Consider the following 13131-nt stretch of genomic DNA (forward strand, 5'->3'; position numbering starts at 1 on the left):
AGGGCAAGCTAGGAGCCATGCACGCGATCACTGTCGAGGACAAGCAACTCGTCCTGTCTGAGGTTCCGGATCCCGAGGCCGGCGACGGTGAGGTCGTCATCGACGTCACCGCCGCCGGCGTCAACCGCGCCGATGTCTCCCAGCGCCAGGGTCTCTATCCGCCCCCGCCCGGGGCCCCGCCCTACCCGGGCCTGGAATGCGCCGGTGTGATCAGCGCGGTCGGCCCGGGTGTGACCGACCGGCACGTGGGCGAGCGGGTCAGCGCGCTGCTGTCCGGCGGCGGATACGCGGAGAAGGTCGCGGTGCCGGCCGGGCAGTTGCTTCCGGTGCCGGCCGGGCTCTCGCTCACCGAGGCGGCCGCGTTGCCCGAGGTGGCCTGCACCGTCTGGTCGAACGTCGTCGATCGGGACCGCCTGCGCAAGGGACGGACGCTGCTGGTGCACGGCGGCGGCAGCGGCATCGGCACGTTCGCGATCCAGCTCGGCAAGGCGCTCGGCGCCTCCGTGATCGCCACCGCGCGGGCCGGCAAGCATGAGGCGCTGCGGGCCCTCGGCGCCGACCTGGTCATCGATTACACGACTGAGGACTTCGTGAGCGCCACTCGCGACTTCAACGGCAAGGGCGCCGACGTGATCCTCGACATCGTCGGCGCGAAATATTTGAGCCGCAACATCGACGCGCTCGCGCCCGACGGCCGGCTCACGGTGATCGGCATGCAGGGCGGCCGCAAGGCCGAGCTGGACCTGGGTCAGTTGATGGCCAAGCGTGGCTCGGTGTCGTCGACGTCGCTGCGGGCCCGGCCGCCCGCGGACAAGGCACGGATCGTCGCCGCCGTGACCCGTGACGTCTGGCCGCTGGTCGAGGCGGGGGCGATCAAACCGGTCATCAACGGCACGATGCCGCTCGCCCAGGCGGCCGAGGCGCATGCGCTCATGGAGTCGAGCGACCACCTCGGAAAGATTCTGCTAACCCCTTGAAATCCTCCTAAACCTACACCTTTGGGCGATTGATACGCGGATTTTGTGTGGGTTTGGACCCTTTTTGCGGCGCGGCGTAACGGTCTTGGAGGACAGGCCGCTCAGCATGGTGTCACTCGGGCCGAGTGATCGGCCGGCGGTCTCGCGGCTGGCGGGACCGCCCGACGAGCGACACCGGGAGGTCTCGTGACCAACACGCCGTTGCGCCCCGCACGATCGGCGCACGCCGATCGAGAACCGGCCGCCGAGCCGGTTCGACGCCGAAGGGCGCCGTGGGTTGTGGGTGGAGTGTTCGCCCTGCTGGTGGCGGGGGCTGGGGGGTATGCCGCGATGAGCCCGGGCGGTGAGACGGCCCCGGTCGAGACGACGGCCGCGGCGACCGCAGCGCCCGCGCAGGCGGCGCAACTGACCGTGGACGCCGAGCCCGCCGCGCTTCCGGAAGGCCGGAAGGGCACCGAGGGAACACTTTCGATCGTGGTCACCAAGACCGAGTGCGGGGTCGCCGAGATCGGCCCGCCCGACCTTCCGCTGGCCGCCGATGGCGAGTTCTGCCTGGTCAGCGTCGCGGTGCAGAACACCGGGAAGGAACCGCGCCTGCTCGACCCGGGCGCTCAGCGCGGACTCGACCGGCGGGGCCGCGCCTATCAGGTGGCCGAGCAGGCAGCCGTCTTCCTGAACGACCAGGACCCGTCGCTGCTCGACGAGATCCCGCCGGGTGCGATCCGCCAGGGCGTGATCCCGTTCGATGTCCCCGAGGGGGTCCGGCTGGCGCAGTTCCTTCTGCACAAGTCGCCGTACAGTACGGGCGTACGGGTTCCGTTGCCCTGATTGCGGGCCATTTTCGGGTATCCATCATCACCGATGGAGTGCGTAACTCGCATTCTTTTCTCGATTGAGTGCGGGTGATTGTGTGATTTCGGCCGCGCAACATTCCTGATGTGTGTTGGCATGGTCGACGGAATTAACCAGCAGTCCGGGTTCCCATTGCCGTCCGTACGGGTGGCGCCGGCGCGGTGCACGCCATTGCCACGCCGACGGGATTCGCGCGAGAGCCCCGGACCGATGTCGGAGGCAACACTGCACTGTCCGTCCCCGAGCCGGGCCTTCACCGCCGGCGCACTCGCGCTGGCTGTCCTCTCGCCCGCTCTTGACCCGACCGAGCACGCTGCCGAGGCCGTGCCGCCCACGAATCCGATGGGACCCCAGCCCTCGGACGACATTCGAATCGAGGAGCGCACCAATACTGCCGAGCGTGCCTCACGCGCCGCTCCCCGGCGTTTCTCGCTCGCCCGAGCCGCGACGACGACCCGGGCCCGGATGAATCCCTTCGCCGCTCCGGACGGTGGCCAGGCCCTGCGGGAAGCCGTGCAGCTGGCCGTGGCCGACGAGCGTGAGGCCTTGCGTACCGCCGAGACCGCGGCTGCGGTCGAGATGCGGCAGAGTTTGCGCGGCGGCAAGGTAAGGACCGAAGAGGCCGTTCCCGTCACCGCCGAACTGCTCAGCGAGGCCGACAAAACCGCTCGGGAACTGGCCGCGCGGCGAGCCCAGGCCGAGCGGAAAGCCCGGGCGGCCGCCCGGGAGGCCGCTCGAAGCGCCGCTCAGAGCGCCGCCGAGGCGGCCGTTGGTGTCGGCGGCGAGGCGCCCCGGGCCCGTGCCGCCGGGCGCCACCAGCACCGGCGCCACGTGACGGTCCGGTACGCGACCGCCAAGCCACAGGGCCAGCGGGTCGTGCAGCTGGGCAACGGGATGAACGCGGTGATCGCGTTCGCCCGGTCGCAGGTCGGCAAGCGCTACGTGAGCGGCGGGACGGGCCAAGGGGGTTTCGACTGCTCGGGGTTCACCAAGCGGGCGTACGCCCTGGCCGGCATCAGCCTGCCGCACTCGTCGGGGGCGCAGGCGGCCCGTTCGCGCGGCGTCTCGCGTTCGCAGGCCCGTCCCGGTGACCTTGTCGTCGGGCCCGGCCACGTGGGCATCTACATGGGTCGCGGAATGATGATCGACGCGGGCAACCGCCGCACCGGAGTGGTGTACCGCAAGGTGTATTCCGGATTGCGGGTCGCCCGTGTCGCCGGCCGTTAGCCGTTAGCCGTTCACCGGAAAGCGCCGGGCGCCTACAGCAGTCGGCACCCGCCTCGATGGCGGGTGCCGACTTGCGTATCGCCACCGGGCACGGGGATCTCTGCCGCTCGCACCCGGTCGGATGTCAGACAGAAGCATCACCTGTCACCCTGGTTCGCGTGCGCACCGGCTGTGCGTCCGCCCGATCGGGTGACGGCGGCCGGCAATCGATGTGAAAGGCAGGCGATACCCGAACGGACTACTCTTCGTCCGGAGAAGGCCTGCATATCGCCGGAGGACATCACGATGAGTCTCGAACGCGCCGTTGCCCCCGATCCGTACGATCTTCTGCCCGCTGTCCCGTCCTTCACGGTGACCAGCGCGGACATGACCGACGGCCGGCCGCTCGACGAGTTGTTCGCCCATACCAGCGTGGGCGGCAAGAACCTCTCACCCCAGCTGTCCTGGTCGGGCTTCCCCGACGATACGCGCGGCTTCGTGGTGACCTGTTTCGATCCCGACGCCCCGACCGGCAGCGGCTTCTGGCACTGGGTGCTGGTCAACGTGCCGGTAACCACGACCGAACTGGAACGCGGCGTCGACCCCCTGCCGGGTGACGCGTTCTGCGTCCGCAACGATTACGGCGACCGGGCCTACGGCGGTTCGGCCCCGCCGCCCGGTGATCGTCCCCACCGTTACGTTTTCGCGGTGCACGCGATCGACGTCGACAAACTCGAGGTCCCGTCGGAGGCGTCGCCCGCGTACGTCGGCTTCAACCTGGCCTTCCACACGCTGGCGCGGGCCACCATCCGCCCGACCTTCCAGGTCAAAGGCTGAGTTTCCCCGTACGGGGTGAAGGCCGCCGTCCATCGGACGGCGGCCTCTCGATTCCTGTCGTCAGGCGGGTGTGCGCGCCACGACGAAGACGGACTGCCCGAACGGCGGCTTCACGACGCTCTCGGCGGCCTTGGTCACCGGCAGCACGAGCGTGTCGTACACCTTGACCATCGGGCCTTCCTTCGGGGCCAGCTTGAAGATGCTGGTCGCGCCGTAGTAGCCGATGAGGCCCAGCGCGTTCGCGTAGTGCATCTTCTCGATCTGCAGGCCGGCCTCGGTCATCGCGGCGCGCATCGTCTTCTTGGTGTAGCGGCGGATGTGCCCGGTGGCGATGTCGACGTTGCTCATCGCGAACATGAAGGCCGGGACGATGATGATGATCCGCCCACCCGGGCGCACCAGGTCGGCCATGCTGCGCAGCGCGCCGACGTGGTCCTCGATGTGCTCGAGCACGTTGTACGAGACGGCCGCGCTGTACTCGCCGTTGGCGTCCGGCGACGGCAGCAGCATCTGACGCACGTCGATGTTGGGGCGGTCGGCCATGCGCTCCTTGAGCAGCACGAGCCTGTCCGGGTCGGCTTCGGTCGCCGTGAACCGCGGAAGGTGCTCCGCCCACTCGAGCGCGTAGTCGCCAAGACCGCTGCCGATCTCGATCGGGTTGTCGCCGAGATACGGAAGAGCGAGCTCGACGAACCACCGGCGGTGGTTCACGGCCGTGGCAAGGCCCTCGAGCACTTCGGACTGGATCCGCTGGTCTCCAGTGATGTCTGCCATATGTAAGGTTCCCTCGTCTTGCCGATCCGAGCTGACAGCGGGACCGGAAGAGTTAACCATCCCGTCGTGACAACCGAAAGTTGAGGCCGGGGCAGGCCCCCATTATTTGCCTGATTGAGACATGGCGAGCTGGGTACTGCCCGAGGTCGCTTCCCATGCGCCGGACCGTACGGATGTCGTGAATACACCGTTGATATCGGCTCGATCACGCATGGGGCTCTCGTCACTGCAACGTTACCAACCTCGGTTAGGCTCGCCCTCGCTATGACGATTACGGGTAATGCCTCGACAGGCCAACCGGCCGGCGGGAACGTGCTGCCGCCCCGGCAAGTGACCGAAACCGAGGATCTCGACGCGGAGCTCATCGCGCTCCGGACCGACGTCGCCCCGACCGTCCCGGTGCCGGTCGCCCCCGATGTCGAGGTGGCCCCTGAGCAGGGTGAAAAGCCTGCCAAGCGCTGGTGGAGGCGGCGGCCGGACTGGCGCGACGTCCTGGCGACAGCGACGTTCGTCGTTGTCGCGCTCTACCTGACGGCGCCTTTGTGGCTCAATCTCGATCATCAGTTGCGGGACGATCCACAGGATCAGGCTTTCTTTGAGTGGATGATGGCTCATGGTGCGCGCGTGCTCACCGATGGCGCATATCCGTTCTTCTCCGATCGCATGAATTACCCCGATGGGGTGAACATGATGGCCAACACCTCGGTGCTGGCCGTTTCGTTGCCGATGACGCCTGTGACACTTCTGTTCGGGCCGCATGTGGCGTTCAACTTATTTCTTACGCTCGCGTTGGCACTTACCGGCATCTCGTGGTATTTCGTGCTGTCCCGCGTGTTCGTCTCGTCACGTCTCGCGGCCTGGGTAGGAGCGCTCTTCTGCACATTCGCGCCGAGCATGGTTTCGCACGCCGGCGGTCATCCGAACATCGTCTCGCAATTCCTGGTCCCGCTGATCATCTGGCGGACCCTGCGCCTGCGGCAGCCGGGCCGGGCGGTGCGCAACGGCCTCATCATGGCGGCGCTGCTGATCTGGCAGGCGTTCATCAACCTCGAGGTCTTGTTCATGACCGCGGTCGGGCTGGGCGTGTTCTGCCTGATCATGGCGGTCGCGCGGCGCAAGTCGCACCCGGGTGAGACCCGCCGGTTCCTGCGCGGTCTGGCCGTCGCCGGCACGGTGACGCTGGCCGTCCTGGCCTACCCGCTGTCGGTGCAGTTCTTCGGCCCGCAGAGCTATCACGGCCTGCCGCAGTTCGTCCGTAACTTCGGCGCCGACCTGGGCTCGTTCACCGCCTATTCGAGTCACTCGGTCGCCGGTAATGCGGTCATCGCCGAGCGGCTGGCGCAGAATCCGGCCGAGGAGAACGCATTCTTCGGCTGGGGTCTGGTCATTCTGTTCTTCGGCTTGATCGTGTGGATGCGCCGCTCGGTCGCGGTTCTCTCGCTGGGCTTCGTGGCGCTGCTGTTCGCGGCAATGTCGCTCGGTCCGCGAATTTTCCTCAACGGCATCAACACCGGCATCCCGGGCATCTGGGCCGTTCTGCACAGTGTGCCGGTGCTCAACTCGGCCGTGCCGACCCGCTGGGCCATGGCCATCGCGCCGGTCGTCGGGATCCTGCTGGCCCTCGGCGTGCAGCGCGCGATCGACCTGGTGAAGGCCCAGCCCGCCGCCCGCGGCCCGATCCGGGTAGCGATGATCACGGCGGTCGCGATGGCCCTCGTACCGCTCGTGCCGGTGCAGCTCAAGACCGCGCCGATGGCCCCGACGCCGGAGTTCGTCACGTCGGGCGCCTGGAAGCAGTACGTCGACGACAACCACACCGTTGTCACGCTGCCGCTGCCCGACTCGGGTTACCCCGACCCCCTGCGGTGGACGGCGATCACCGGGCAGGACATGCGCATCGCCGGGGCGTATGCGCTGCTGCCCAACCAGAACCCGCTCAACCCGGGCGACCGTACGGCGTTGTTCTCGCCGCCGTGGCGCCCGACCAGCGGCCTCATGGCCTCGATCCGTCAGGGCAATCCGATCCCCGAGATCAACGACACGCGCCGCGAGATGACGCTGGCCGACCTGCGTTACTGGAAGGCCGCGGTGATCGTGCTGACGCCGCAGCTGCGTGACACCGAGATGCTGCGCGCGATGACCGGCCTGCTCGGCTTCCAGCCCGCCTGGACGGGCGGCGCCTGGGTCTGGGACGTCCGCCACCTGGTCGACGACCCGAACGCGGTGCTGACCGGCCCCGACATCGGCTGATCGCGACGACGAGGAAAGGCGGCCCCAGTCCGGGACCGCCTTTTCTCACTCATGTGCCGGTCGGCGGCGGCACCTGTGTGCCGATCAGCGGCGCCGGCTCTGGAATCTGGCCAGCAGGCTGCGCAGCTTGCGCTGATTCTCGGGCTTGGCGAGCTGCCGCCGCCCCTCGTCGATCATGCGCCGGCCTTGGGGACCGGCAACAAACGCGCGGACGCGTTGGGAAAACGACGGCATCCGTGGCTCCTTTCGTCGGGTGCGGCGAGTGAACACGGATCCTTCTAGGTATGCCCACTTCTGCGCCTCGTTACGCCGCAGCCCTCAGCGGAACCGGGCCCGTCAGGACTTGATGCAGCAGCCCTGGCAGACCTTGGGCTGGGGCAGCGTGAAGGCCAGGCAGCACGTCTTGCGCTGGACGTCGAGCTTGCCGTTGCTGCCCGGCACCAGCTCGATCAGGTCTTCGACGCCGAGGGCGTTGTGGAGCTGGGCGATAGTCTCGGCGGAACGGCCGGGCAGCACGTCGGCCGAGCGGAGCACCCCGTACGCCACGCCGGAGGAGAGCGAGCCCAGCAGGGTGCGCTTGCCGAGGCGTACGCGGTCATGAATGGCATCGAGCAGCGGGGACAGATGCTGGTCGAGCAGCGAGCGTCGCAGTTCGACCAGCAGGGCGGCCTCGTCGGGGACCACGCGGACGTGCGGCAGGCCGGAGAGCGCGAGGGGATCGCCGGCGAGGACGGCGACCGGGGTGCCGGCCCGCAGGCCGACGGTGATCAGCGGCCGGGGGTCGTCGAAGTGCGTCAGCACGTTGTCGGCGGTCAGCAGGGGCACGCGGCGGGCCGAGGCGTAACCGAGCACGGCCGGCAGGGCCACCCAGTAGGTGTACGCCTTCCACGCCAGCGCGGCGGCGGCGTGCGGCTGGGCGTTCCAGCGCCGACGCGACGACTCGAGCAGGATGTCGAGCTGTTCGCCGGCCAGCGCGCTCGCGGGTGTCCAGTCCGTGGGATCGTGGACGACCAAATCGGGAGCGACGCCGGGCAGTTCGGTGCTGGTGCCGAACATCGCGCGCAGAGTCGCCTTCACCGGGGCCAGAGGGTCGGCGACGGTGACGGTGCGTGTGGTGCGGTGGAGAGCGGTGGTCACCGGTGGCACCCGCTCCGCGGTGACGTCAGCACCTGGGTCACCGCATTCACCTCGCCAAATTCGATAGCGGTCGAAGAACTGACACGCAGGCCGAAACGCCTCCGTGACGACGACCCACCGTACACCTGTAAGGCTAGCCTAACCAAGCCCTCTGTTCGGACGAATACCCGGCGCAAGGGTCACCTAACCGGTCGCGCGCACGTTGCCTGATTCGTCAAGGTATCTGTCGTGTACGCGCTACTAGCACCATCCGGACACGACCGGCGGCGACACTGAAATTCTCGTCCGCGAAGGGGACATCGATGATGACCACCTCGCCCGTCGAGCGGGCCGCTGACCAGTTCGTGACGGCGCTGGCGCATTGGCGGGTCGAGCGGGGCATGAGCAAGAAGCAGCTCGCCGCGCGCATGGGTTTCGACCCCTCGTACGTCAGCCATGTCGAGGGACGCCGGCACAAGCCCACCGAGGACTTCGCCCGCCGGGCCGAGGCGGTGCTCGGGGCGGGCGGGGTCATCTGGCAACGTTTCCAGGAGTACGACGAGCTGCGACACGCCCGCAGCACGGCCCTGCACAGGGACCCGCCGGTGCCGGTGCAGTGGCTCCCGCCCGGAACCGGGCTCATCGTCGAGCGTGAAGTGGCCGAACTCACGTACGAGGAAGGGGTCTATCGCTGCCGGGTGCGGCGAGCCCTGTACAACGCCGGGAGCGAGCCGGTGACGCGCTACCTCGTGAAGATCGCCGTCGACCGCTACCCGAACGACCCGACCGGCTCCAACCGCCACCACCGGGACAACCCGCTCACCTTCGACGAGCTGGCGCTGAGCGCGTGCGCGGGCGAGGGCGACGCGGTTGAGCCCATGCAGTGGCGGATCAAGCTCGACCGGGACGCGTCCAAGGAGGTGTGGCTGCTCTTCGCCAACGAGCGCGGGCAGTTCGCTCTCTATCCGGGCGAGCGGACCACCATCCAGTACGAATACACGATCGGTGTGGAGAAGTGGGGCCAGTGGTTCCAGCGCGCGGTGCGGCTGCCCACCCGGCGGCTGACCGTCCGGCTCAACTTCCCGTCATCCTTCGACCCGCAGGTGTGGGGCGTCGAGACGTCGCTCGCGGCCGAGGTGCCCGTGCGTACCCCCATGGAACGGCACAACGAGGGCGACCGGGCGGTCTTCGAATGGTCGACCGACTCGCCGCAGCTGAACGCGCGCTACCGGCTCGAATGGCGGTTCCGGGCCGCGGGGGCCCCGGCCTGCCCCGCGCTGGCGCCGGAGAGCAACGGCAACGGCCAGCCCCGGGTGTCCGGGCAGATGCGCGGCATCGGGATCGTGCAGCGCGGCTCGGAACTGCTGCGGCAACGCGCCCGGCACTACCAGTTGCCGCGTGAGGCGACGGCCGCCCGCGAAACGGTGGCGGCGTTGCACGCGGCGCTCGGCCGGCTCGAACAGGTGCACGACTTCACCAAGGGCGTGGGCCTGTCGGCGCCGCAGATCGGACGGTCCGCGGCGGTCGCGGTGGTGCGGCCGGCCGACCGCGACGCCGATCCGGTGGTGCTGATCAACCCCCGGGTGGTCGGCGAGTCCGGCGAGCGCGACGAGCAGTACGAGGGCTGCCTGTCGTTCTTCGACTACCGCGGTCTGGTGCGGCGGCCGCTGACCATCGACGTCGAGCACGCCCGGTACGACGGCACCCGCATGATCACGCGGTTCGAACGGGCGCTGGCCCGGCTGGTCGCGCACGAGATCGACCACCTCGAGGGGCGGCTGTACGTGGACCGGATGAACGCGGAGTCGAACCTCGTTCCGGACTACACCCAGAGCGGGCGGCCCTGGGCGTACTGAAAGATCTGCTCAGAGGTCGCTGAAACTGTCGTACTTGATGCGGATCGACGGCACCTGCAGCTCGGCCAGCGTCTTCAGCGTGGCCTTGACCATCTGGCCCGAACCCGAGACGAAGAAGTCGTGCTCGCTCCACGGGCCGTAGCGCGCCACCACGTCAGAGATTTGCCCCTGCTCGCCCGGGAAGGTGGGATCGTCGCTGCACGCGGTCACCACCGACAGCCACGGGTAGCGCGCCGCCAGCCGGTTCAGCTCGGCCATGTCGTACAGGTCCTCGCGGTTGCGGGCGCCGAAGAACAGGTGCACCCAGCGGGTCCGGTTGTAGCGGGTGAGCTCCTCGAGCAGCGACTTGATCGGCGCGAGGCCGGTGCCGCCCGCGACGAACACGGTGTCGCGAGTGGAACGGCGGTCGAGGTTCATGCTGCCCATCGGCGCGGCCAGCCGGACCATGTCGCCGACCACGAGACGGCGTACGAGGGCACTGGACACCCAGCCGGCGCCGAGGGCCCGTACGTGGAACTCCAGGGTGTTGTCGCGGCGTGGGGCGTTCGCGACCGAATAGGTGCGCCACAGCCGCGGCTGTATTCGTGGGCACTCGACGCTCAGGTATTGGCCGGCGCGGAACTCCAGGGGTTGCAGGGGCTGGACCGTGAACACGGCGATGTCCTTGGCGCGGCGCTCGTGAGCGACGACCTCGGCGTACCAGTAGGGCGGGTTGGTGTCGGCCTCCGCACCGCTCAGCATCTTCGAGGCGATGGTCGCGTACGCGTCGGCCCAGGCCTGGTCGTACTCGACGCTCCACCGCTCGCCCGCGTACTGCCGCATCGCCTCGATCAAGGCGCCACCCACCACCTCGTAGTGTTCTGGTTCCACGTGGAACTTGCGATGATCGCGGCCGAGCGCGCGCAGGTACTCGTCGAACTTCTCCGGATCCTCGAGCGTCTGCACGGCTCGCACGATGGCGTCCAGCAGCCGCGAACGCTGCACGTCCATGTGCACCGGGAACAAGTCACGCAGCGCCGGATTGGACAGGAACAGCCGCGCGTAGAAATAGCTGGCGACCTTGTCCTGATGCTCCTCGACGAGGCTCCAGCTCTCCTTGAGCATGCGTCCGAGGTCTCCCATGCCCTCAGCGTGGTCAGAAGAGTCGGAAAGACGACGCACGGCACGTGCGACTCGTCTCCTTTGCGCCGCGACGCTTGCCCGGATTCGTCCGTTTACGTGGAGGGTCGGAGTGCCCATGCTCCTACAGTTGGCGCGTGACTCTAGAGCGCCAGCAGGCCACCCGGCCGATCCTCACCGCCGAGATCGTCATCGTGCTGTTGCTGTCGCTCGGGCAGAGCGCGGTCTATTCGGTGGTCTCGCTGATCGCCAAGCTGACCGCCGACAAGCCGCTCTCCCAGCAGGCGGCCGTGCTCAACGCGTCCCAGTCGCCGCGCCCCTACCTCGACCTGACCTACCAGCTGCTCGGCACGTTCTTCGACCTGATCCCGGTGGCGTTGGCGCTCTACCTGCTGCTGCGGGACCGCATCTCGCCGCGCGACGAGCTCGGCCTTTCCTTCGACCGCACACGCTTCGACTGGAGCCGGGGCGCTTTGCTGGCCGCCTGCATCGGGATTCCCGGACTCCTTCTGGTGTACGTGGCCAAGCTGCTCGGCATCAACGCCCAGATCGTGCCGGCGGCGCTGCAACCCGTGTGGTGGGCGGTGCCGGTGCTCATTCTCGCGGCCATCCAGAACGCTGTTCTCGAAGAAGTGATTGTCGTCGGGTACCTGATGACCCGGCTCCGGCAGTGGGGCATGTCCACCGTCGCGATCGTGGCGACCTCGGCCGTGCTGCGCGGGTCCTATCACCTTTACCAGGGGTTCGGCGCGTTCATCGGCAACGCCGTCATGGGGGTGGTGTTCGCGCTGTTCTACCTCAGGTACAAGCGGGTGATGCCGCTGATCGTGGCGCATACCCTGCTTGATGTGGTGGCCTTTGTCGGTTACGCCCTGTTGCCCGAGTCCTGGTTCAGTTGGGTGTAGTTGCGGACTGCTCCAGCCGCGGGCCGCTCAGCTGTGCGTGGCGGGGGGCTGTTCCGGCTGTGCGTGGCGGGCCGCTCAGCTGTACGTGGCGGCGGGCTGTTCCGGCTGTGCGTGGCGGGTCGTTCCGGCTGTGCGTGGCGGGTCGTTCCGGCTGTGCGTGGCGGCGGGCTGTTCCAGCTGTACGTAGTGGCGGCCACTTCAGCCGTTTGTACTGGTGGCCGTTTCAGCTCTGCGTAGTGGCGGGCCGTTCTTGCCGGGCGTAGTAACGGGCGGCGCGGGCCGCGGTGGCCTGAGCGTCCGCTGCGCTGGTGAGCACGGCGCCGAGCAGGCTGACGCCCGGGTAGTAGCGGTTGATCGCCCGCAGGACCGTCCATCTGCCGCTGCGCTGCACGAATCCGCGCCCCAGCCGCAGCGCGGCATCACCCAGCCCGCTCGTAGCCGGCTCCTCGTTCAGCGTCGCGGCCAGAGCCTCCTCGGCCTCCGCCACGGTCTCGTGCACCTGCGTGATCACCAGCAGGTCGACGGCCCGCCGCGGGTCGGTGGGGTCGAATCCGTGGGCGGCCGCCAAATGCAGGATCAGCTCGGCATCGGTCAGGGTCCGGGTCGAAACCAGGGCAATTGACGCGTACGAACCGGCAAGCGCGCCGAACACACTGGCGAGCGCGCCGAATCGGGTGAACTGCCGGGTCGCCAACCGGGCCAGTCCGGCGGACGTGGCAGCCGGATAAGTGGAGCTGATGTCGGAGGCCCACTCCCGGGCGCGGGGGCCGATCGTGGAGACGGCGGCCAGGGCCAGGATCTCGGGTGTGTGCAGGGGGTCGGCGATCAGGCGCGCCCAGCGATCCGTCTCAGCTTTCGCCGCAATGACGTTCATGGGGGCTTGCCGACCGGACTCGACGTCCCCAGCCGTCGAGGGCTCGCCGGAGGTGGCAGGTTCACCTTGTACGGGCTTGGCTTGTTCCAGTTCGGCTTTTGTGGCTGTCGCGGGCTTGTTGCCGGTGGTGGACGGGGCTTGGGTGGCTGTCGCGGGTTTGCTTCCGGTGGTAGGCGCAGCTTGGGTGGCTGTCGCGGGCTTGTTTCCGGTGGTGGACGCGGCTTGCGTGGCTGTCGCGGGCTTGCTTCCGGTGGCGGGCGCGTCTTGCGTGGCCGTACTTCCGGCTGCCGGCCTGGACTTGGCGCCGGTGGTGGGCACCGCCTTAGCAGGCGGGGGCGTGGTCTCGTTCGCCTGCGAAGGGGCCG

The 13131-nt window shown here is 68.6% G+C and carries 12 protein-coding genes; 7 read left to right on the plus strand and 5 right to left on the minus strand.

Annotated features, from left to right (window positions below; translation table 11 throughout):
- Positions 1–17 precede the first annotated feature (17 nt).
- From C8E87_RS16555 to C8E87_RS16570, 4 genes are all read left to right on the plus strand, one after another.
- On the plus strand, positions 18–977 hold the full coding sequence (locus tag C8E87_RS16555; protein WP_133873933.1) for an NAD(P)H-quinone oxidoreductase: 960 nt from the start codon (positions 18–20) through the stop codon (positions 975–977).
- A gap of 186 nt (positions 978–1163) precedes the next feature.
- A complete protein-coding gene (locus C8E87_RS16560; protein ID WP_133873934.1) occupies positions 1164–1805 on the plus strand; it encodes a DUF4352 domain-containing protein in 642 nt (213 codons plus the stop codon).
- A gap of 234 nt (positions 1806–2039) precedes the next feature.
- Entirely contained in the window at positions 2040–3056 is a 1017-nt protein-coding gene (locus C8E87_RS45560) for a C40 family peptidase (RefSeq protein ID WP_239080220.1), read from the plus strand.
- 285 nt (positions 3057–3341) lie between these two features.
- Positions 3342–3872 (plus strand): YbhB/YbcL family Raf kinase inhibitor-like protein, encoded by a 531-nt coding sequence (locus tag C8E87_RS16570; RefSeq protein WP_133873935.1) that lies wholly within the window; start codon positions 3342–3344, stop codon positions 3870–3872.
- Between the two features lie 60 nt (positions 3873–3932).
- On the opposite strand, the gene C8E87_RS16575 is transcribed toward C8E87_RS16570, so the two are convergent.
- Complete coding sequence (locus C8E87_RS16575; protein ID WP_133873936.1) at positions 3933–4646, minus strand: class I SAM-dependent methyltransferase; 714 nt, start codon at positions 4644–4646, stop codon at positions 3933–3935.
- A 264-nt stretch (positions 4647–4910) separates the two neighbouring features.
- Here C8E87_RS16575 and C8E87_RS16580 point away from each other — a divergent pair, with 264 nt between their 5' ends.
- Positions 4911–6896, plus strand: a complete 1986-nt coding sequence (locus tag C8E87_RS16580; protein ID WP_203720663.1) for a DUF6311 domain-containing protein — start codon at positions 4911–4913, stop codon at positions 6894–6896.
- A gap of 84 nt (positions 6897–6980) precedes the next feature.
- Here C8E87_RS16580 and C8E87_RS43720 read toward each other — a convergent pair whose 3' ends face one another.
- A complete protein-coding gene (locus C8E87_RS43720; RefSeq protein ID WP_166661179.1) occupies positions 6981–7130 on the minus strand; it encodes a hypothetical protein in 150 nt (49 codons plus the stop codon).
- 102 nt (positions 7131–7232) lie between these two features.
- Entirely contained in the window at positions 7233–7952 is a 720-nt protein-coding gene (locus C8E87_RS16585) for an IucA/IucC family C-terminal-domain containing protein (RefSeq protein ID WP_133876873.1), read from the minus strand.
- Between the two features lie 386 nt (positions 7953–8338).
- Here C8E87_RS16585 and C8E87_RS16590 point away from each other — a divergent pair, with 386 nt between their 5' ends.
- Positions 8339–9868: a peptide deformylase gene (locus tag C8E87_RS16590; RefSeq protein WP_133876874.1), complete on the plus strand. Its 1530-nt coding sequence runs from the start codon at positions 8339–8341 to the stop codon at positions 9866–9868.
- Positions 9869–9877: 9 nt separating this feature from the next.
- On the opposite strand, the gene C8E87_RS16595 is transcribed toward C8E87_RS16590, so the two are convergent.
- Entirely contained in the window at positions 9878–10990 is a 1113-nt protein-coding gene (locus tag C8E87_RS16595) for a globin domain-containing protein (RefSeq protein WP_133873937.1), read from the minus strand.
- Between the two features lie 134 nt (positions 10991–11124).
- Between C8E87_RS16595 and C8E87_RS16600 the strand changes: the two genes are divergently transcribed.
- Complete coding sequence (locus C8E87_RS16600) at positions 11125–11892, plus strand: CPBP family intramembrane glutamic endopeptidase (protein ID WP_133873938.1); 768 nt, start codon at positions 11125–11127, stop codon at positions 11890–11892.
- A gap of 223 nt (positions 11893–12115) precedes the next feature.
- Here C8E87_RS16600 and C8E87_RS16605 read toward each other — a convergent pair whose 3' ends face one another.
- Positions 12116–12766: a hypothetical protein gene (locus C8E87_RS16605; RefSeq protein ID WP_133873939.1), complete on the minus strand. Its 651-nt coding sequence runs from the start codon at positions 12764–12766 to the stop codon at positions 12116–12118.
- Positions 12767–13131: the final 365 nt, after the last annotated feature.

Origin of the sequence: Paractinoplanes brasiliensis, from assembly GCF_004362215.1 — a bacterium.
Classification (GTDB): Bacteria; Actinomycetota; Actinomycetes; order Mycobacteriales; family Micromonosporaceae; genus Actinoplanes; species Actinoplanes brasiliensis.

Excerpts from the sequence above, each read along its gene's own strand:
- C8E87_RS16555 (WP_133873933.1), top strand. The coding sequence starts at position 18 with ATGCACGCGATCACTGTCGAGGACAAGCAACTCGTCCTGTCTGAGGTT.
- C8E87_RS45560 (WP_239080220.1), top strand. The coding sequence starts at position 2,040 with ATGTCGGAGGCAACACTGCACTGTCCGTCCCCGAGCCGGGCCTTCACC.
- C8E87_RS16570 (WP_133873935.1), top strand. The coding sequence starts at position 3,342 with ATGAGTCTCGAACGCGCCGTTGCCCCCGATCCGTACGATCTTCTGCCC.
- C8E87_RS16575 (WP_133873936.1), bottom strand. The coding sequence starts at position 4,646 with ATGGCAGACATCACTGGAGACCAGCGGATCCAGTCCGAAGTGCTCGAG.
- C8E87_RS16580 (WP_203720663.1), top strand. The coding sequence starts at position 4,911 with ATGACGATTACGGGTAATGCCTCGACAGGCCAACCGGCCGGCGGGAAC.
- C8E87_RS43720 (WP_166661179.1), bottom strand. The coding sequence starts at position 7,130 with ATGCCGTCGTTTTCCCAACGCGTCCGCGCGTTTGTTGCCGGTCCCCAA.
- C8E87_RS16585 (WP_133876873.1), bottom strand. The coding sequence starts at position 7,952 with ATGTTCGGCACCAGCACCGAACTGCCCGGCGTCGCTCCCGATTTGGTC.
- C8E87_RS16590 (WP_133876874.1), top strand. The coding sequence starts at position 8,339 with ATGACCACCTCGCCCGTCGAGCGGGCCGCTGACCAGTTCGTGACGGCG.
- C8E87_RS16595 (WP_133873937.1), bottom strand. The coding sequence starts at position 10,990 with ATGGGAGACCTCGGACGCATGCTCAAGGAGAGCTGGAGCCTCGTCGAG.
- C8E87_RS16605 (WP_133873939.1), bottom strand. The coding sequence starts at position 12,766 with ATGAACGTCATTGCGGCGAAAGCTGAGACGGATCGCTGGGCGCGCCTG.